Source organism: uncultured Streptococcus sp., from assembly GCF_963545685.1.
In the GTDB taxonomy this organism is placed as follows: Bacteria; Bacillota; Bacilli; order Lactobacillales; family Streptococcaceae; genus Streptococcus.
Genome location: NZ_CAUUKN010000029.1, coordinates 1 through 20,472 on the forward strand (window position 1 = coordinate 1; position 20,472 = coordinate 20,472).

The window sequence follows — 20,472 nt, forward strand, 5'->3', positions numbered from 1 at the left end:
TCAGGCGTAAAATCAAGACCTATAATCTCACCCTCAATCGCCTTACGGGTTGAATGAATCATCCATTCATTGCCAAGATTGTCATAGGCAATGATTTCATAGTGGACCCCACGGAAAAGCTGCGTTTCTACACGAACCTGAAGCTTACCTTCTTCAGGAAGCGTGATTTGTAAATCTTCAGGACGGATAACCACTTCGACAGGTTCGTTTGGACGCATTCCTCCATCAACAGATTCGAAACGTTTTCCGTTGAACTCAACCAAATAATCCTCAATCATGACTCCTGGTAGGATATTAGATTCTCCGATAAAGGTTGCAACAAAATGGTTGATAGGCTCGTCGTAGATATCAACAGGCGTTCCTGATTGAACAATTTCACCATCGTTCATAACAAAAATCCAGTCTGACATGGCCAAGGCTTCTTCCTGATCATGGGTGACAAAAACAAAAGTAATCCCTAGACGTTGCTGTAGTTCACGCAACTCGTATTGCATTTCAGTACGTAGCTTCAAATCCAGTGCTGACAAGGGCTCATCCAAAAGGACCACACGTGGCTGATTGATAATCGCACGGGCAATGGCTACACGTTGGCGTTGACCACCTGATAATTTTTGAATCGAGCGCTTTTGATAACCATCTAGTTGAACCATTTTCAAGGCTTCTTTTACACGCTCTTCAATTTCCTTTTTAGGCACTTTTTTTAACTTAAGCGCAAAAGCCACATTGTCAAAGACATTCATATGTGGGAAGAGGGCATAAGATTGGAAAACGGTGTGGACATCCCTTTTATTGATAGGGATATCATTAATCCGCTTTCCATCCAAAAGAACGTCACCACTGGTCGCATCCAAGAGACCTGCAATGATGTTCAAGATAGTTGATTTACCAGAACCAGAAGCCCCAAGCAGGGTATAGAACTTACCTTCTTCCAGTTCAAAGTTAATGTCTTTTAAAACTTGTGTGCCACTGTCTTCAAATACTTTCGAGACGTTTTGAAAGGCAATAATCGGATTAGTCAATTGTCATAAATCCTCCATGGATATCAAAAATAGGGTTAGTATTATTAATGTAATTTGTCGCCAATGATGCGAACTTCAGGCTCTAGTGTAACACCCGAATTTTCCTTAACCTTAGCGATAACATCTGCAATAAGGTCTTCATAATCTTTTGCTGTTCCTTGATCAACATTGACCATGAAGCCAGCGTGCTTAGTTGAAACCTCAACACCACCGATACGATGTCCCTTGAGGTTGGCTTCCATAATAAGCTGACCTGCAAAATGACCTAGCGGACGTTTGAAGACCGAACCACATGATGGGTATTCGAGAGGTTGTTTAAGTTCTCTCAAGTGATTAAGACGGTTCATCTCATTCTTGATTTGCTCGTAGTCTCCTGGTTTGAGGTTGAATTTTGCTGAAATAACCACTTCACCTGTTTCTTGGAGCACCGAACGACGATAACCAAAACGCATATCTCTTGCATCAATCGTACGAATTTCACCGTCTTTTGTAAGAACCTGAGCAGAAACCAAGATATGTGCAATCTCGCCACCATAGGCACCAGCATTCATAAAGACGGCACCTCCAACACTACCTGGAATTCCCGCCGCAAATTCAAAACCGGTCAAACTTTGAAAACGGGCTACCTTGGTTGTTGCAATCAAATTAGCTCCTGCTTCTGCTTCAATTTGATAACCATTAACTGCGATACTATTAAGCTTGTCAAACATAATAACAAAGCCTCGGATACCACCGTCACGAACAATCAAATTACTGGCATTACCAAGGACCATCCACGGAATGTCGTGCTTGTTGGCAAATTTGACAATACGAGCGAGCTCATATCGGTTACGTGGAAAGGCCAAATAATCCGCCGGACCTCCAACCTTGGTGTAAGTATAACGTTTTAAGGGTTCGTCGAAACGAATATCAATCCCCACTAAATCTTCTTTAAGTTCATCTAACATGTTATTTTCCATACTTTTTCTATACATTTATTTCTTTCTAGGTATTGTGAAAGACATCCCCTTATTACTATCACGACCTAAAAATAAGTTAGTATTTTTCCTAAAAATTAAAAGAAAAATACGGCAAAAAGCCAAGATTAATTATAGCAAAAAATCCCCGTCTTGACGACAGGGAAATTCAGGAAAAACTAGTTCACTTGCTCCAATTTGCGGACATCACTAGTGTCTAATTGACTCAAATATTTTTCGTAGGCTTGACCAGTTTGAGGCTCAACTAAATCCTCGGCAATTTCTAGCAGAGGAACCAAAACAAAGGCCCTTTGGGTCATGAAAGGGTGAGGCACTTTAAGGTGCTCAGTCTCCCAGATTTCCTGCCCATATAAAAGAATATCAATATCCACAGTCCGAGGTCCCCAGTGTTCATGTCGAACGCGGTCAAGTTTTTTTTCAATTTGCTGGCAAGAACTTAGTAAGGTTTCAGCCGGCAACTGAGTCTCAAGTGCTAAGGCGAGATTCAAAAAATCAGCCTGATTTGTTAATCCCCAAGCAGCCGTCTCATAATAAGAAGACACTGCTTTAACTTCCGTCTCAGGCAAGTGATTCAAGGCCTCAACCGCTTTTTGAAGATAGCCTTGACGATTTCCCATATTAGACCCCAAACTTAAATAAACTTTTGTCATCGGCTACGCTCCAATTCAATTCCAACACTTCTATAATGCCCATTAATTGGTGGATTTTCTTTAGTAATTCGAATTTTAATAGATTGGATGGGCGCAAATTGATCAAACAAGTCCTCACAAATAGCACCAGCTAAACGCTCAATCAAAATATACTTTTCTTCTTCCACCTGTTTCTGTACTGCTTCAAAAACCAAACCATAATGAACCGTATCTGCTAGATTGTCACTTTGTGAAGCCCTCGTCAAATCAACAGCCAGTTCCAGATCCACTACAAAAATTTGCCCTAGGGTTTGCTCCTCAGCAAAAGCCCCGTGATAGCCATAAAAACGGCAACCATTTAAAATAATTTTATCCATATTTTCTCCTTAAGACGACTAAACTCACCTTTATTCTAGCACAAAAAAGTTGAAAAGTTGGGCTCTTATTAGTATGATATTTTAGACAAATCTGAAGTTATTGTGTTTTCGGTTATGCAATCGGTTGCGTAATTCTTCTGATTTGGTAAAATAAAGGCACAGGAGTTTAAAAACTCCTAATCTCTAAACTAAGACTTTCTCAACTAATAAGGAAAAAAACTATGACAAATCAAACTGCAATGCAATACTTTGAATGGTATCTTCCAAGTGACGGCCAGCATTGGAACAACTTGGCTGAAGATGCCCAACATCTAGCAGACCTTGGCATCAGCCATGTTTGGATGCCGCCTGCTTTCAAAGCTACTAACAAAGATGATGTTGGTTACGGAGTCTATGACCTCTTTGACCTTGGGGAATTCGACCAAAAAGGAACCGTACGCACCAAATACGGTCTCAAGGAAGAATACCTCAATGCTATCAACCAACTCAAAAATGTTGGTATCGTCCCTATGGCCGATGTTGTCCTCAACCACAAGGCAGCCGCGGATAAACTTGAAACCTTCGATGTGGTAGAAGTTGACCCAGAGGATCGTACCCAAGAAATCAGCGAACCGTTTGAAATCGAGGGATGGACTCATTTCACTTTTGACGGACGTCAGAAAGCCTACGACGACTTTGAATGGCACTGGTACCACTTTAATGGGACTGACTTTGATGCCAAACGAAATAAAAATGGCATCTATCTTATCCAAGGTGACAACAAAGGCTGGGCACACAATGACTTGGTTGACAATGAAAATGGTAACTTTGACTATCTTATGTATGCCAACCTAGACTATAAACATCCAGAGGTTATCGAAAATATTTACAAATGGGCTGACTGGTTCGTCGAAACAACTGGGGTCCAAGGTTTTCGAATGGATGCCATCAAGCACATTGATTCTTTCTTTATGCGTAATTTTATTCGCGATGTCAAGGAAAAACAAGGTCAAGATTTCTATGTTTTTGGTGAATTTTGGAATGGTAATGAAGAAGATAATAATACCTATCTTGAAAAGATTGAAAAACGTTTTGACCTCGTCGATGTTCCCCTTCACAACAATCTACACAACGCTAGCAAAGAGGGAGCTGATTATGATTTGACGACTATTTTCAATCATAGCTTAGTCAAAAATCACCCTGAACATGCCGTAACCTTTGTAGACAATCATGACACCCAACGTGGACAAGCCCTGGAATCTACTGTTGAAGAATGGTTTAAACCTGCTGCCTATGCTCTCATCCTTCTCCGTGAAGACGGTCTTCCTTGCCTATTTTATGGTGACTACTATGGTATTAAGGGTGAATTTGCCCAAGAAAATTTCCAAGAGAGCCTAGATACCTTGCTCTACGCTCGTAAAGGCCTAGCTTACGGTGAGCAAACAGACTACTTTGATGATCCAAACTGTATCGGGTGGACGCGCTCTGGCAACGAAGATGGGGCTCCATTAGCTGTAACTATTTCTAATGATGCTGCTAACAGCAAGTCTATGGAAATTGGTAGTGATTGGGCTGGACAAGCCTTCTATGACATTCTTGGAAACTGCTCTGATACTGTAACCATTGACGAAGACGGATGGGGAGACTTCCCGGTTTCTGAAAAATCTGTCAGCGTTTGGACAATTCAAGACTAAGAAAAAAAGCTCAGTTGAACTGAGCTTTTTTTAGTATCATAAAATCCCTGAAATGGTCTTAACAATATCACGATTGGCATCAACATTATGCACACGGACAATCTGACAGCCCTTGCTAACAGCATAGCCAGATAGAGCAGCCGTTCCCTGATCACGGTCCTTAGCTTGGGTATTTCCACCTAGTAGGTAGTTCACAACACGCTTACGAGAAATCCCAAAAAGAACAGGATAGCCCAAGGCAACGACCTTGTCCAAACCTTTTAGCAGGTCAATATTGTGTTGGACATTTTTCCCAAAAAAGCCAAAGCCTGGATCAATCCAGATATTGTCCTTGGCCACACCTGCTTCCAAGGCGGCCTGGGCTCGTTGACTGAGGAATGTACAGACATCTTCTGTGACATCATTGTATACTTCTTCTTTTTGATTATGCATGAGAATAATCGGCACATTCTTTTCAGCTGCTAAAGCTAGCATCTGACCATCATAGAGTCCAGCCCAGACGTCATTTAGAATATCTGCCCCTGCTTCAAGAGCAGCTCTGGCAGTAGCTGTCTTATAGGTATCAATACTGATGAGCACATCATATTTTGCCTTGATAGCCTGAATAACTGGCACGATACGAGCAATCTCTTCTTCCTCGGTCACAAATTCTGCTCCTGGTCCTGTAGATTCGCCACCTACATCGATAATGGCAGCTCCCTGGGCAATCATACGCTCAACCTGAGCCAACGCATCCTCTACAGTGTCAAAATCGCCACCATCTGAGAAAGAATCAGGGGTGACATTCAAGATTCCCATAATACAGGCCTTACCTGCAATCTCATGTTTGCCAATAAACATCTTAACTCCTAAAAATCACGCATCAATGAAAGAATTTCCTTGCGTTCTTCACGGTCTTCTTTATAAAGGCCCTTAGCGACAGTTGTGATTGTCTTACTTCCTGGTTTCTTAATGCCTCGCATGGTCATGCACATGTGCTCTGCTTCAACCATGACAAAAACTCCTCGAGGATTCAGAGCTTCTTCAAGTGCTGTAGCAACTTGATCTGTAAGACGTTCTTGCAACTGCGGACGACGAGCAGCTACTTCAACCGCACGCGCTAATTTGGAAAGTCCTGTCACCTTGTCTCCACTTGGCAAATAAGCCACGTGGGCCTTACCATAAAATGGAACCAAATGGTGCTCACACATAGAGTAAAAAGGAATATCCTTGACAAGGACAACTTCGTCATGGACTTCTGAAAAGACAGCTGTAAATTGATCCTTAGGGTCTTCATTTAGACCTGAAAACATTTCAGCATACATCTTAGCCACACGTTTTGGTGTGTCCAAAAGTCCCTCACGCTCAGGATTTTCACCTAGAGCTTCCAATAGTTGATAGACTGCTTGTTCTACTTTTTCTTGATTTGCCATAATTTCCTCTTGCAACGTTATAATACTATCTATTATACCTTATTTTGCTGGATTTTTCTAGCAAAAAATAAGATTTCCTAACTACCTAAACCTCAAAAAAAGCGAAGACCACCTTTCATATAGAGGTTGTCTTCGCTTATATTTTTTAGTCTTTCAAGTGGTAAGAATAGGATGAAACCACAATATTCTCACGCCATTTGAGATAATATTTCAATCGTAAACTCATTTGGTTGTGAAGCATGGTTTGCCATGATTTTTTAGGTACAAACTGAGGAATCATGACTGTCAGAGTCGCATTATCCTTCTCAGCTTGAGTGGCGACCTCGTCCACATACTGAATGGTTGACTGAGTGATTGAGCTGTACGGTGATTGGATATGAACCATCTCAATTTCAGGGAAATATTTTTTAAACTCTTGTTCAGTTTCCTTGTCCTTGTTCTCAGTATCCTTAGTAGATACATGCATGGCGATAACCTTGTCACCAATAGAACGCGCATAGGAAATAGCTCCGATATTAGCCTTGGTAACATTCCCAACGAGGATAAGAACAATATTTCCTTGATAATGGTGTTCTTCTACCGCTCCATCAATACGCAACTGTTGAGCAACACCATTATAGTGTTTTTTAATCTTAAGGAACATCCACATCAAGATTGCAATAATTGGGAAGAATGGCCAGATATCTCCTAAACGGAAAAGGAAGAGAATGAGAACGATAGCATAACAAATGAGGGCACCCAAGATATTAGCTAAAGAGTGTTTCCAGAATCCCTTACCATATTCACGAATCCAATGGATAACCATCCCCGTTTGAGAAAGAGCAAATGGAATGAATACACCGATGGTATAAAGCGGAATCAACCGTTCCGTATTTCCTCGGAAAATAAACAAAAGGGTAATGGCACCAATTGCAAGTGTCAAGATCCCATTAGAGTATCCCATACGTGCCCCTTTTTCAAGGTACATATGAGGCATGTATTTATTTTTCGCCATATTAAAGGACAACATCGGAAAGGCTGAAAAACCTGTGTTAGCCGCTACTGCAAGAATCATGGCAGTAGAGAATTGGAAAACGTAAAATAGAATACTACCAATCCATGACTGACCGAGAATTTCTCTAGCCATTTGTGACAAGATAGTTACTCCTGCATGAGGCGTAATACCAGTCCACCAGTTGAGGAAGGTGATTCCCGCAAACATAGCCCCCAAAATGCTAGACATAATAAAGAGGGTTGAAGCTGCATTTTTGGCCTTAGGTTTCTTAAAGAAAGGCACCGCGTTAGAGATAGCTTCTACCCCTGTCAATGAGGCAGAACCTGAAGTAAAGGCCCTTAAAATAAGAATCAAAGACACACCTGTAATTGGTTGTCCTAAATGTGCTGTGGCTGCGTTAGGCATATGACCCGTTAGAATTTGAAAGAAACCAAATCCCAATAGGAAGAGCGTCGAAACAATGAAGAGATAAACTGGTATCATCAAAGATTTTGCAGATTCACGCATTCCCCTAAGGTTCATAACCATCAAAACAAGCACCAAAATCATTGATATTTCAAGATTGAAAGGATGCAGGAAGGGAAGGGCTGAAGTAATGGCATCTGCACCTGAGGCCACTGAAACAGCAACCGTCAACATGTAATCGACCAAAAGACTACCACCAGCTATCAAGCCAAACTTAGGAGACAGATTTTCCGTCGTTACCATATAGGCGCCACCACCTTGAGGATAGGCTTTGATAACCTGTCTATAAGAGATAGTAAGACTGGCCAAAAGTACGAGAACCAAAAGCCCAATAGGGATTGACCACCAAATAGCCGCACTAGATACAGCTGTCAGAACCAAGACGACCTGCTCTGGACCATAGGCGATAGATGAAAGTGCATCACTCGACAACATGGCCAAGGCCTGAATCTTGGACAATAAGTGTCCATCACCACTATCATCATGAGTTAAAGGTTCACCGATTAAAATGTTTTTCAGACGTTGAAACATTGTGATCTCCTTACTTTTAAAACATACGAGGGCTATTATACGCCCCTAAATGTCATCTTTCAAGTCTTAACCATCACTTGCCTGCTCTAAAACCCATTTTCTGACCTGAGAAATGAAGTATAGAGATCCCGTTACCACATAAAGTTTCTTATTGTCAGTCGTCACATGTTCTTTAATCCATGTTTTGAAGTCTGGTACCTGCTTATAAGCCTCTGGGTATTTATCTAATTTAACACTGTTTGGATAGTCAAAACTCGTTACAGTCAAGTCACCAACCGATTTTAGTTGAGCCAGCATACCATCAATAGGCTTGGTATCAATCGCCGCAAAAAGTAATTCGATAGCCTTATCCGTGTACTCCGACCTTAACAAATCAATTAAGACCTTAACACTTTCGTTATTATGAGCACCATCTATCATAAGATTAGGCATCAAGAACTCTGTTCGACCTAGCCAACTGGCATGAGCTAATGCAGACTTAATGAGGTCAGGAGTTACTTTAGGATAATCCTTTTGAAGTAGCAAAGAAGCCATAATGGCCAAACTAGCATTGGCCACCTGATGCTGACCAGCCATCGCCAAGGCTATACCTTTTAACCTCTGCTCTTCATAAGTAAAATCAAAGGAATGACTAGACCCTTCAGCAGTGAAATCTTTACCCAATTCATAGGTCTTAGAACCTTTTTCACGCGCCTTCTGTTCAAAAACATCTCGAACATCATCTCGCTCAGTCGCATAAATAAAAGGCGCTCCATTTTTTAAAACACCAGCCTTTTCTGCGGCAATTTCAGCATGAGTATTCCCCAAGACCGCCTGATGATCCAAACCAATCGACGGGCAAATAACTGCCAAAGGATTAAAAAGATTAGTCGAATCGTGAAGGCCACCCATTCCAGCTTCAATAAAGGCAATATCAACAGTATGGACCTGACCAAAATAAAGAAACATCAAAACCGTGATAATCTCGAACTCTGTCGCTTCTTCGTGTTCTGTCTCTTTCGGCAGACGTTCAACCACAGGCTTAACACGCTCAACTAGCCCAAGTAAGTCCTCTTCTGAAATCATCTTGCCATTAATAGAAATGCGTTCTTTGAAATCAATAATATAGGGGGAGGTAAAGGTTCCAACTTCATAACCGGCTTGAGAAAAAATAGTTTGCAAGGCATTGACCGTGGACCCCTTACCATTTGTTCCCACAATATGCACAGCCTTAAGATTGTCCTGTGGGTTTCCCAGTTCTTTAAGCATCCAGGCCATACGCTTCAAGCCTGGCTTAATGCCAAATTTTAATTGACCATGAATCCAATCCAATGCTTCTTGATAAATCATAATTGCTCCTTTTTAGGCTAATGCTTTGACTTAGCCATTAAACTAACCTTTAAACTAGTTTACCTAGTTTTTCTATGAGCTTAATGCCACTTTGACGCTCTTATTATACCAAAGACTTCTAGCTATAACCAAAATATACAAAAAAGGCAACCCTAGGGTCACCTCTTAAGCTTCCTCTTTTTCGTCAATAACAAGACGAACTTTTTTACCTTGAGTAGGTACCGAATAGACAATCGCTCTTATCGCCGTAATAGTACGTCCTTTTTTCCCGATAACACGCCCAATATCGGCTGGGGCAAGATCAAGATGGTACTCCAAAAACTCAGGACCGTCAATAATCTTGATGGTCAACTGATCTGGTGAAGCAATTAAGGGTTTAACGATAGCGATAATAAGATTTTCAATGGTATCCATAGGCTAAAAAATTATTTTGAGAATTTTGAGTCGTGGAATTTTTTCATAACACCTTCTTTTGAAAGGATGTTACGAACTGTATCTGAAGGTTGTGCACCTTTAGACAACCAGTCAAGAACACGTTCTTCTTTAAGTGTTACTTGGTTTTCTTCAACGAGTGGGTTGTAAGTACCAACTGTTTCGATGAAACGTCCATCACGTGGAGCACGTGAGTCTGCAACGTTAATACGGTAGAAAGGTTTTTTCTTAGAACCCATACGAGTCAAACGGATTTTTACTGCCATTTTAATATCTCTTTTCTTTAGTTTTTTTATTATGGTGGAGGCACTTCCTGCCTCTCGACCTTAACTAGTATACCATATCATTTTTATGTGTCAAGAAAAAAACTTGACAGACTTAAATTTTCTACAAAAAAAGCTAGAGACAAGCTCTAACTTCCTTATAGGACTATTTTTTGGTTGCACTCTTATGATTTTTTTCATAAGCTACCTTTGCTTCAGCATACTCGGCTTCTAAGCTCTTAGCTGTCGCTTTAGAAGCTTTCTCATAAGTATCACGGCTAGTCAATTTACCATCTTCATTGTAGGTAGAAACAATCAAGGTATTTTTATTAACAGTATAAGACTTGGTACGTTTTCCTTTGCGGTAGAGACGATAGTTATCTACATTATCTGAGATATAGTAATCTACTAGATTCTTATCTGCATTTGGATAGAGTTGTGAGACTACCCTTGTCAACTCACGCTTAAATTCTGAAACTTCCTTTATATAGATGATAGACTTGTTCCACTGATCAACAACCTGATACTCCTTCAAATAATCTGAGGCTGTGAAAGTAGGCTGATCCTCTTTACCTTTGGTATAAAAGTAAGAATGCGTCTGTAAATTATTGGATTGGTCAACCTTAAGGAAGGAAACATAGACTTCATCATTATCTTCATGTTCTTTTAGAGCATTGGTTAACTTCCCAGAATTTTCATCCAAAACTTTAGAGGATTTTAATTCCCAAGTCCCCTCAATGTTACCTGAGGCATTTCGCCAAAAACCATACACTCCACCAACAAGCAACATCAAAACAACAGCAACTAAACTAGAAATCAGGGCACCTTTGCCCCAGCCTTTAGCCTTTTGTGATTTTTGATCGACGTCCTGAACGCTTTCTAAAAGACGAAGCTGACCTTCCAATCTCTTTTCTAATTTAATAACTTTCTGTTCTTCTTTTGATTTAGCTTTTGCAGCAAGTTTTTCAGCTTTTTTCTTATCACGAGCTGCTTGACGCGCAATTTTCTTAGCGGCTTTTTTTTCCTTCTGATCAAGTTTGGTCAAATCCTCAGATAAGCCAAGGTGCTGTGCTTGGTTACTGAAAACCGGAATAGACTGATCAACCTCAGTACTTGTAGGTGCAGAGCGAATTCCTGTTTCCGGACGTGTTGGCGCATATCTCGCCAAGCGCTCTTTGGCTTCTGCTACGCGTTGACGTTGCTCCTCTTCTTTTTGGATATCCTCAGCCTGACGACCAGACTGAATGGTTCTCACTTGACTAACAGTCTCTTGTGATAGAGCCTTCCGCTTTTCTTGAGCCGCATTAGCCATAGCCTCTTGCGCATCTTCACGGTCCTTCTGAGATTGTGCTAGCGCTCTGGCAGTCGCTGTTCCTTCTTCAAACTGTTGATTCGCCGATGCTTTTCCTTGATCAGACGGTACTTGATTAGCTTCTTGGCTAGTCACTGGCCCTTCAGAGAGAACAAACTCTCCTCGCTCCAAAGCCTCTTTAAAGTCTATAGGCCTTGGTTTTCGGCCATTGACCGCCTCGAAGTATTCTAACCATTCGTCTTTCAACATAATAAATCCCCCTGAATTAAAAAACACATGATTAACGTCACTATTCTACCATACTTTTTAACATAAAAATAGGGATTAACAAGAATTCTAAAAATTCTTATTTAATCCCTACTAATCTTGTTTTGGTGTAATTGATAATAATTGAACAAAACGGTGTTGCATTGACTCCGTTTCTAGCGTGACATTATCATATCTAAAGAGAATTTCCTCGATATTCGCCAAGCCCAAGCCACGACCTGTTCCCTTAGTTGAAAATCCTCGCTGTTTCAGAGGAGTTATATCAATAGACTCTTCCTTAGTTGAATTTTCAACAACAATGATTGATTGATTTTCCATCTTAAAGATGGCTATAGATAGTTTCGGTTTATCTGCAACAACAGTAGCCTCAATAGCATTATCACAAAGAATTGAAATAATCGTAATCAAGTCGAGTGCACGCATGTCTGTGAAGAAGACACCCTCTTCAACCTCAACATGACATTGGATTCCCTTATCAAAAGCTTCGGCCACTTTAGATGACAAAAGACTCTTAAGAGGCATATTGGTCACACGTGTTAATTTTGCCAAATCAAACTTTTGCTGATTCAGGTCTGATGCAGAATCTTTTAAAACACTATCATAAATCACCTTGATTTGGTCGATGTCTTTCATCTGGATAGCTTCATTGAGCGAAATCATAACATTAGTGTAATCATGACGGAAGCTACGTAGTGTTTCATAGAGACTTTCGACCTGCTCAGAGTATTTCTCTAAGTCAGCCAAATGGCGACGATTTTCTTTTCTACGCTCATTTTCAAAGAATTCATCTGCATATTTATTGACCTTGTAAACAGCATAAAGAATGGCTACAAACCCCACTAAGGTTATCACATGTCCAGCATAGTACAAGGCAAAAAATCGCGAGGCCACGACGACAGAATAGTTCAAAATCACATAACTTATCAGGATAAAGTTAGTGATAAACATAATCCGACCAAATTTACGATCTCGCTCTAAGACCCTCAAATATTTAAAATCAATGTTAAGAAGCTTGGACAGAGCGACAAATGTTGGAATAATTAAAAGGTCAAAGAAAATGAAATAAAGATAACTTCTGTTTAGAAAATCCGATGTGATGCCGAATCCTGGCATCAGGAAGTAGGCATAACCATTAAAAATCAACAAATAGAGAGCTAGAGGATAGAAGGCATAAAAAGCCAACATATTGGTTGTTCTCTCCTTGCCATAGAAATAGGCATAGAAAAGAAGATAGAAGGGTGTCATAAAGGATAATCCAACATTATAAGACATCCCCAGTATCCCTCCGATACCTTCAACTAAGAATGCTAGAGGGAGAACCATACGTGGAACTTTAACCAAGCTAGTCTTCTCGTAAATCCACTGTATGACAATGAAATGCAAAAGAAATTCTAATGCAATTTGCAAATTGAGCATCATTTAATAGTTAGCCACCTCCTTCTAGTCATCTCTAAATATACGGCAAAATACCATAATACTATTCTATCACAATCCATGATAATAGATGAGATAAAATTGAATAATTATTTCGAATTTCAGAAAACTTTCATTTACTATTAGAGAAGAAAAGAGGAATTAGATGCTTTAACGATTTTTCAATCGTTCTAAAAGTTCTTTTTTACGTGTTCGAGATAGTAGGCAAGACTCATTTCCTTCAAAGAATACCATATTAGCCGTACGATCAACACTTGTCACATTGCTAACATTAACCACGAAAGAACGATGCGTTTGGTAGAAAATATCATCTAATTTTGCTACCTCTGCAATTTTCCCATAGAACTCCACCACGTTTGTCTTGGTATGGGCAATCAACTTATGTGGTACTGGAGCCGTCTCAATGTATAAAATGTCATCATAAGGAATATTGACATCATTTTTATCCGTTTTAACGGTTAGACTCTGAGCCTTGGTTTCTTGATCAACCTGTGATTGTGCAAAATCAAGAAGTTCCACTAAGGCCCTCTTAAGATCAACATCTTCCATAGATTTATCCACAAAATCAAGGGCTTGAATCTTGTAACGAAAAGTCAAGGGCATGAACTCTGAGTATGCTGTTACAAAGGCAATTTGAGCCTTCAAGTCCGCTTTTCGAATCTCAAGACCAATATCTAGTCCCTGCTTGGTCTGATTTTTGAGGTCAATATCCAAAAGATATACCATCGATTTACCAGAACCCCTATCGGCGTCTAACAATTCCTGACCATGCTCGTAAAACGTGATGTCGCTAACAACAGCCTTTGATTCCTCAACGGCTTCGTCTAACAAACGTCCTACACGGTGACGCTGTAAGGCATCATCTTCAAGGATGATAATAGAAAGCATCTTATTTCCCTCTTTCTTTCTAATATACTTTAATATACCTACTTGGTATTTTATCATAATTAATCGGATAATATTCATTTTTTTCAGTCCTATATCTTCTTTTACTGCTCTAAGTCTATTTATATAACAATCGTTACATTATTGTCACTTTATATTCATTTTTATATGTTAAGATGAGAACTGTTTTTGTTTTATATTAAAAAGGAGAGAGTTATGTTATGTTCTTTTAAAAAACAAGGAAGTTACTCAAAGACCTTGTTGACCCTTGCAACTATCGGTATAGTTAGTGCTTTTCTTGTGGGAAATCCTCAGCCTGTCTCTGCGGATCAAACTTATGTCTCAGACCCCAACCAGGCTCTAACTTTCGCTCAACTTGAAACAGGTACAAATCCAAACACCCCTGCTCAAACAGATGCTGTCACTGAAACACCTACTACTGTGACCACTATTTCACATACCTCAGTAGATGACCTTCATACACATGAAAATGGGGATGTACAAACTTCCTCAAATACTCCAACTTTGGAGGAGCTAAAACAAATTAGTCAAACAGCTAGTAGCTCTGTCGATAGTAAGACAGGTAGCAAAACCTATGAGACTAGGATTCCGACAACTACAGATAATAATACTAAGGCTGTAGAAACTCAAACTGCAGCGAAGACCGAGACTGTCGCTCAAGCTCAAAGCTGGTCAAAAGATGGTGCTACATGGGTTTCAACAGAAATCAATAACAGCAATGTTCACAAAATTCTGTCTACCTATGTTCCAAAACCACTGACAACTTCAACAAAACCTACAACAACGGCTACGCCAAAAACTAAACAAGCTAGCCCTACTGTTAGTCAGCCTAAAAAAACTAGCACAGCCGTTAACAAACCTACGACACCAACGTCTCAACCAAAGAAACCAGCGACAACGGTCACCAAACCTACATCTCCTGGAGCCACACCTAAACAGGCTACTAAACCAGTCGACCGCCTTGCTCAAGTTTGGCAAAAGAATAACGTACTTGTTAAGGAAAACTATGACACCCCTCACTGGTCTAGTAAGGAAGCCACAGTTTTCATCAATGCAAAAAATCCTGAAATCGTGAACGCCTACAAACAGGCCATTACTTCTTGGAACAATACTGGTGCCTTTAATTTCTTACTCACTAGCGATAGACAAAAAGCTAACATTATCGCTGATGAACGTTACGAAGGGAATGTGGCAGCTCCGCTTGGAATTACCTACTCTACTTATTACCTCCCAACGAAGCAATATAGTAATGCTACCGTTTACTTGAACACTTTCCATCTTCAAAACAATTATTATCAAAAGAATGGTGGAAAACTCCTTAACACTGCACAACACGAACTTGGACATTCTATCGGACTTGAGCATAACAGCGCTGTTGCATCTGTCATGGAACCTAAAGGTGGAAAGACAAGTATCCAACCTGTTGACATTAACAATGTTAAGAAGCTCTATAGTAAGATTGTCTAAAAGCAAAACATCACTATAATTTCTAAGTAGAACCTAATAGTTCTACTTTTTTATTAGGATGAGATGACCATTCAAGACCAGAAAATGACTGTTCATGATTTTTTCTTACATTTTATAAAAATATGTAAGTTTGCTTCAAATTTTTTTGGTAAAATAGAGAATGTAAAGAGAGACCGGATGAGTTCAAAACTCAACTTTGTTGGTTTTACTCATTATTCTCATATACGGAATAAATATAGTCTAGGAACCCTTCTTAACATTTATACCTATCTTCCCCAAACACTTTTCCCCCATTCCTAGATTTCCAGATCTCTCCTAAAAAAGAACGTCTAGCAACAGCAGCTAGACGTTTTTTTCTATCGTTATAGGTTCTACTCATACTTTTTCTCAAACTAAATCAGGAAGCTCTCCAATTGCTTATCACAAAATTACCATTCAAGACCAGAAAATGACTGTTCACGATTTTTTCTTACATTTTATAAAAATATGTAAGTTTTTTCTCAATTTTTTTGGTAGAATAGAAAATGTAAAGAGAGACCGAGTGAGTTTTAGATAAGTACTTTATCATTTATGACTTATCGTTCTCATAAACATTTTTTAAATAGTCTAGGAACCCTTCTTAACATTTATACCTATCTTCCCCAAACACTTTTCCCCATTCCTAGATTATCAGATCTCTCACAAGAAAAGCGTCTAGCTCACCCGGCTAGACCTTTTTTCTTTTACCATACTTTTGCTATAATAGAGCCATACCCATCGAAAGGAACTCAAAACATGACAATAGATCAGCAACTTCTTTGCTACAAACGTCTTCCAAACTGGACAGCCACAACACTTCCAGAAATGGTGACGCAAAAACATAACACTAAGGTTGGAACCTGGGCTAAACTGACTATTCTATCAGGAGCTCTTAACTTTTACGAATTAGATGAAGAGGGACAGGTTACTGCAGAGCACCTCTTTACACCTGAGACAGAAATTCCTTTTGTCGAACCACAAGCTTGGCATCGAATCGCTGCTGCTTCAGATGATTTAGAATGCTATCTTTCCTTCTACTGTAAGCCAGAGGACTACATGGCTAAAAAGTATGATACTAAAGCCCACTCTGAGGTTCTTGAAGCCGTCCAGTCTGGGCATATTAAACCTGGTCGTACCCTTGATTTAGGGTGTGGCCATGGTCGTAACGCTCTTTATTTGGCATCACTTGGCCACGAGGTTACTGCCGTTGATATTAACAACGAAGCTACCCAACGTATCCAAATGATTGCTGATGAAGAAAATTACAATGTTAGAGCTGGCTACTACGATATCAATGCTGCTGTTCTTCCTGCGTCTGAAACCTTTGACTTCATCCTCTCAACAGTGGTCTTCATGTTCCTAGATCCTGATCAAATTCCAGCTATTATTCAGAATATGCAAGAGCGTACAGCCATTGGGGGTTACAACCTCATTGTTTGTGCCATGGACACAGAGGAGCACCCTTGTACCATGCCTTTCCCATTTACTTTTGAAGAAGGCGAATTGAAAAACTACTATAGTGACTGGGAATTAATCAAGTACAATGAAAATCTTGGTCACCTTCACCGTTTAGATGAGCATGGCAACCCAATTGCCCTTCAATTTGCGACCATGTTAGCCAAGAAGGTTAAATAAGGGCGAATGACTGTAAAAGAACTGACTACAGCCTGACATCTCTTCAAATTAAAAACTAGGAATCCAGCTAGATTCCTAGTTTTTAATTGTTTACAATATCTGCATACCCTGATTTAAGGTCTGCATTTTCTGTTTCTTTGACATAATACACGCCACCATTAGTCGTTGGTGAGTAAAGAACAAAGGGAGTTCCGTCTTTTTTAATCGTAAAGAAATAGCGATGAACAGAAGCATTATCCCATCTCTCATAAACCGAAACAATGGTATACTCAGAACTGCTATTACCATTTGCAGCATAGGTTGCATCAACAGGCAGATTATTGTCCGACATCCAACGGATAGGCAAAGAAGAGGCTTCATTGGTAATTTCTTTGTATCCAGGCTGATTCATCTGATTTCCCCAAGAAACCATCAAACTAGCAAGTTGGCTAGCCTTGTCATTGGTCCAACGCGGATTTTCAGTATAGGCTTCCTTGGTATGGTTAGGATCAGGTGTGTCAATACTCGCACTGCTAGATTCATTTGACTTAGTATTTTCACTAGATGAAGTGCTAGTATTCTCCTTTGATGAGAATTTTGAGCTAGCCACTGTGGAAGACGACTTGGTCTGTGTATCGTTCTTCATTGAACTTGAAACAAGAGTCAGACCAATAGCAACTACGATTGCTACTAGGCATCCTAAGAGTATATAGATATAATTATAATTTTTCGAGACTCCAATTAGGCCAGACTGATAAGCCAGTTGTAGTTCATCAGGTTTTGGCTTACGTCCCTGAACTTGCTCAAAACGACTTATCCATTCTGCTTCTGAAAGCTTTCGCATAATTTTCCTCTTCTCTTTATCATATTACCTTTCATCCTATCACAGAATAAGTATGATGACAATAGTGACAAAAATATGATATTTTCTGTAGGCAAAACTTTTAGCTACCTCCGAACGCAGACAAAGTCAAACAAAAGAGGAAGATCAAGACACCCATGACAATCAAGAGGCTAATCTTATAGCCTAGTGGATTTCTGGGATTTAAACTGGTTCCAAGACCAAACCTACGGAGGACAAATAAGGGTTCTGAGGGAGATTGATTAAGGGTGTAGTGTAAGAGATCCCTTAAATAAAATAGAAAAAAGAGACTCATCCCTGGAAGAACGACAAGAGGAAGCACTAGCCCCTGTGACCACCAAATCATGATTGTAAGAATGATTTGTACAAAGAAGAGAGCGCAAAATAAGTAATAACTATGTGAGAGCTTTTTCATTGATTGTCACCTCCATTTAGCTTAAGTATACTCCTTCAAGTTGTTCCTGACAATCCCATAACTCGCCTGACATCTTATTTTCTGCTACAATAGATAGGAACAATTCAAAGAAGGAAACTGTACATATGAAATTAATTTCTTGGAATATTGATTCCCTAAATGCTGCTCTTACCAGTGACTCTGCACGCGCTCAATTATCACGCGCAGTTATCGATACCTTGGTCGCTGAAAATGCAGATATCATTGCTATTCAAGAGACAAAATTATCTGCTAAAGGGCCGACTAAAAAGCATTTGCAAATCTTAGAAGACTACTTCCCTAACTATGACAATACCTGGCGTTCATCTGTTGAACCTGCCCGTAAAGGCTATGCTGGAACCATGTTCTTATATAAAAAAGAATTGACACCAGTTATCACTTATCCTGAAATTGGAGCACCTTCAACCATGGACTGTGAAGGACGTATCATCACTCTCGAATTTGACACCTTCTTTGTGACACAGGTCTACACACCAAACGCTGGTGACGGCCTCAAACGTCTACTAGAACGTCAAATCTGGGACGAAAAATATGCGGATTACCTAGCTGAATTGGACGCTCAGAAACCAGTCCTTGCGACTGGTGATTATAACGTTGCCCATAAGGAAATCGACTTGGCCAATCCTTCAAGTAATCGTCGTTCACCAGGATTTACAGATGAAGAACGTGCTGGCTTCACCAATCTCCTCGCCAAAGGATTTACAGATACTTACCGTCACCACAATGGTGATGTTACAGGCGCTTATACATGGTGGGCTCAACGTAGCAAAACATCTAAAATCAATAATACAGGCTGGAGAATCGACTACTGGTTAACTTCAAATAGTATTGCCGATAAGGTCACAAAATCAGACATGATCGACTCTGGTGATCGCCAAGACCACACACCTATTGTCTTAGAGATTGACTTATAAAATAACTCTAGACCTAAATCCCTAAAAAGAGTAGAACTACTACTCTTTTACTTTGCCCAACTAAGGAGAAATGATGAAAAATAAACTTAACCCTACACAAAAGCTTGTTCTCTCAGCTATTATCATGGCCCTATATATCGCTATCCTCTTTGTTTCGCAAGCTATTTCCTTTGGTGCCGTTCAGATGCGTCTGGCTACTTCTTTATACGGATTAACCTACATCTTCCCATTTTTGGTCCTTCCACTAAGCCTTGCAAATGCTATTGCTAACTCTTTCGGTGGCCTGGGATTGATTGACGTTGTCGGTGGATTCTTCGCCAGCCTTTTGACAACTGGTAGTATCTACCTCATCCGTAAAATTAGGCTATCTAGCTGGTTTATCATTCTCCCAATTCTACTTGTTCCATCCTTAATAGTACCAATATGGCTTAGTGCCTTACTTAAACTTCCTTATCTTGCTCTCGTTATTAACCTTATCTTAGGGCAATTCGTGCCTGCAATCTTGGGAGCTATACTTGTATGTGAGCTAGCTAAACGAGGATACAAAGACTGACAGACAAAAACATCTCTGCGATTTCAGAGATGTTTTCTTTGTTTTTTGGTGACTTTAAGTCCGTTTCGCTCCGAAGGTGCGAAACAAATAAACCACCCGCTATGCGGGTGCGCATCGAAGGTTATACCGTCATAACAAAAAAACGGCTCTATAATTTCTGTAGTGGGTAAAACCACCGTAGAGATTATAGAGCTTTTTGAGACTACACAAAAAGTCCCATAAGAACTATAATGAAAAGCGACCAAACCATCATTAGGGAGAACTTATGAGACTTATTAAGAATACCACAGAATTAATCGGAATTAAAGACCCTAACATCATTATTTCTCTTGTTTTTGAAAAAGATACTTACATCGAGGTTCAAGCAAAACTGGATTATCCTGCACCCCAATGCCCTCATTGCCAGGGAAAGATGATCAAATATGACTTTCAAAAACCTTCTAAAATCCCTCTTCTCGAACAAGCTGGAACTCCAACACTACTACGTCTGAAGAAACGTCGCTTCCAGTGTAAAAATTGTAGGAAAGTCACGGTGGCTGAGACATCAATCGTTGAGAAAAACCACCAAAT

The 20,472-nt window shown here is 39.9% G+C and carries 20 protein-coding genes; 6 read left to right on the top strand and 14 right to left on the bottom strand.

Translation table 11 applies throughout. The features are described 5' to 3' along the window. From RWZ99_RS06345 to folB, 4 genes are all read right to left on the bottom strand, one after another. Positions 1-1,019 (bottom strand): ABC transporter ATP-binding protein (locus tag RWZ99_RS06345; protein ID WP_314677156.1); only part of this gene is annotated, 1,019 nt, incomplete at its 3' end. Positions 1,020-1,063: 44 nt separating this feature from the next. Then, positions 1,064-1,966 (bottom strand): UDP-N-acetylmuramate dehydrogenase, encoded by a 903-nt coding sequence (gene murB / locus RWZ99_RS06350; protein ID WP_314677181.1) that lies wholly within the window; start codon positions 1,964-1,966, stop codon positions 1,064-1,066. Between the two features lie 188 nt (positions 1,967-2,154). Continuing rightward, the gene (folK, locus tag RWZ99_RS06355; protein ID WP_314677157.1) at positions 2,155-2,646 is read right to left on the bottom strand and encodes a 2-amino-4-hydroxy-6-hydroxymethyldihydropteridine diphosphokinase; all 492 of its coding nucleotides are present in this window, start codon (positions 2,644-2,646) and stop codon (positions 2,155-2,157) included. Next, positions 2,643-3,002 carry a dihydroneopterin aldolase gene (gene folB / locus RWZ99_RS06360; protein WP_314677158.1) on the bottom strand — a complete coding sequence of 120 codons (360 nt, stop codon included), beginning with the start codon at positions 3,000-3,002 and terminating at the stop codon, positions 2,643-2,645. The genes folK and folB overlap by 4 nt, the downstream gene beginning before the upstream one ends. 221 nt (positions 3,003-3,223) lie before the next feature. Here folB and RWZ99_RS06365 point away from each other — a divergent pair, with 221 nt between their 5' ends. Further along, on the top strand, positions 3,224-4,675 hold the full coding sequence (locus tag RWZ99_RS06365) for an alpha-amylase (RefSeq protein WP_314677159.1): 1,452 nt from the start codon (positions 3,224-3,226) through the stop codon (positions 4,673-4,675). A 36-nt stretch (positions 4,676-4,711) separates the two neighbouring features. Here RWZ99_RS06365 and folP read toward each other — a convergent pair whose 3' ends face one another. The 9 genes from folP to RWZ99_RS06410 all read right to left on the bottom strand — a co-directional run bounded on the left by folP (position 4,712) and on the right by RWZ99_RS06410 (position 14,002). Then, entirely contained in the window at positions 4,712-5,515 is an 804-nt protein-coding gene (folP, locus tag RWZ99_RS06370) for a dihydropteroate synthase (protein WP_314677160.1), read from the bottom strand. 8 nt (positions 5,516-5,523) lie between these two features. Beyond that, positions 5,524-6,087: a GTP cyclohydrolase I FolE gene (gene folE, locus RWZ99_RS06375; protein ID WP_002884345.1), complete on the bottom strand. Its 564-nt coding sequence runs from the start codon at positions 6,085-6,087 to the stop codon at positions 5,524-5,526. 145 nt (positions 6,088-6,232) lie between these two features. After that, complete coding sequence (locus RWZ99_RS06380) at positions 6,233-8,077, bottom strand: APC family permease (protein WP_038676596.1); 1,845 nt, start codon at positions 8,075-8,077, stop codon at positions 6,233-6,235. 66 nt (positions 8,078-8,143) lie between these two features. Next, positions 8,144-9,406: a folylpolyglutamate synthase/dihydrofolate synthase family protein gene (locus RWZ99_RS06385; RefSeq protein ID WP_314677161.1), complete on the bottom strand. Its 1,263-nt coding sequence runs from the start codon at positions 9,404-9,406 to the stop codon at positions 8,144-8,146. Between the two features lie 165 nt (positions 9,407-9,571). Beyond that, complete coding sequence (locus tag RWZ99_RS06390; RefSeq protein ID WP_314677163.1) at positions 9,572-9,820, bottom strand: KH domain-containing protein; 249 nt, start codon at positions 9,818-9,820, stop codon at positions 9,572-9,574. Between the two features lie 11 nt (positions 9,821-9,831). Then, on the bottom strand, positions 9,832-10,104 hold the full coding sequence (rpsP, locus tag RWZ99_RS06395) for a 30S ribosomal protein S16 (protein WP_314677165.1): 273 nt from the start codon (positions 10,102-10,104) through the stop codon (positions 9,832-9,834). Between the two features lie 163 nt (positions 10,105-10,267). Beyond that, positions 10,268-11,662, bottom strand: a complete 1,395-nt coding sequence (locus tag RWZ99_RS06400; RefSeq protein WP_314677168.1) for a hypothetical protein — start codon at positions 11,660-11,662, stop codon at positions 10,268-10,270. A gap of 111 nt (positions 11,663-11,773) precedes the next feature. Next, on the bottom strand, positions 11,774-13,099 hold the full coding sequence (locus tag RWZ99_RS06405; RefSeq protein WP_314677169.1) for a GHKL domain-containing protein: 1,326 nt from the start codon (positions 13,097-13,099) through the stop codon (positions 11,774-11,776). 165 nt (positions 13,100-13,264) lie between these two features. Next, positions 13,265-14,002, bottom strand: a complete 738-nt coding sequence (locus RWZ99_RS06410) for a LytTR family DNA-binding domain-containing protein (RefSeq protein ID WP_314677170.1) — start codon at positions 14,000-14,002, stop codon at positions 13,265-13,267. 213 nt (positions 14,003-14,215) lie between these two features. Here RWZ99_RS06410 and RWZ99_RS06415 point away from each other — a divergent pair, with 213 nt between their 5' ends. Both RWZ99_RS06415 and tehB read left to right on the top strand, forming a co-directional pair. Further along, on the top strand, positions 14,216-15,487 hold the full coding sequence (locus RWZ99_RS06415) for a matrixin family metalloprotease (RefSeq protein ID WP_314677171.1): 1,272 nt from the start codon (positions 14,216-14,218) through the stop codon (positions 15,485-15,487). Positions 15,488-16,261: 774 nt separating this feature from the next. After that, positions 16,262-17,140, top strand: coding sequence for an SAM-dependent methyltransferase TehB (tehB, locus tag RWZ99_RS06420; RefSeq protein WP_314677172.1), 879 nt, complete (start codon positions 16,262-16,264; stop codon positions 17,138-17,140). A gap of 82 nt (positions 17,141-17,222) precedes the next feature. On the opposite strand, the gene RWZ99_RS06425 is transcribed toward tehB, so the two are convergent. Continuing rightward, positions 17,223-17,963: a DUF4767 domain-containing protein gene (locus tag RWZ99_RS06425; RefSeq protein ID WP_314677174.1), complete on the bottom strand. Its 741-nt coding sequence runs from the start codon at positions 17,961-17,963 to the stop codon at positions 17,223-17,225. 558 nt (positions 17,964-18,521) lie between these two features. Between RWZ99_RS06425 and RWZ99_RS06430 the strand changes: the two genes are divergently transcribed. The 3 genes from RWZ99_RS06430 to RWZ99_RS06440 form a co-directional block, all read left to right on the top strand. Further along, the gene (locus RWZ99_RS06430) at positions 18,522-19,349 is read left to right on the top strand and encodes an exodeoxyribonuclease III (protein ID WP_314677177.1); all 828 of its coding nucleotides are present in this window, start codon (positions 18,522-18,524) and stop codon (positions 19,347-19,349) included. 73 nt (positions 19,350-19,422) lie between these two features. Beyond that, a complete protein-coding gene (locus RWZ99_RS06435) occupies positions 19,423-19,902 on the top strand; it encodes a QueT transporter family protein (protein ID WP_314677178.1) in 480 nt (159 codons plus the stop codon). 265 nt (positions 19,903-20,167) lie between these two features. Beyond that, on the top strand, positions 20,168-20,472 hold a 305-nt coding region (locus RWZ99_RS06440; protein ID WP_314677180.1), incomplete at its 3' end, for a transposase family protein.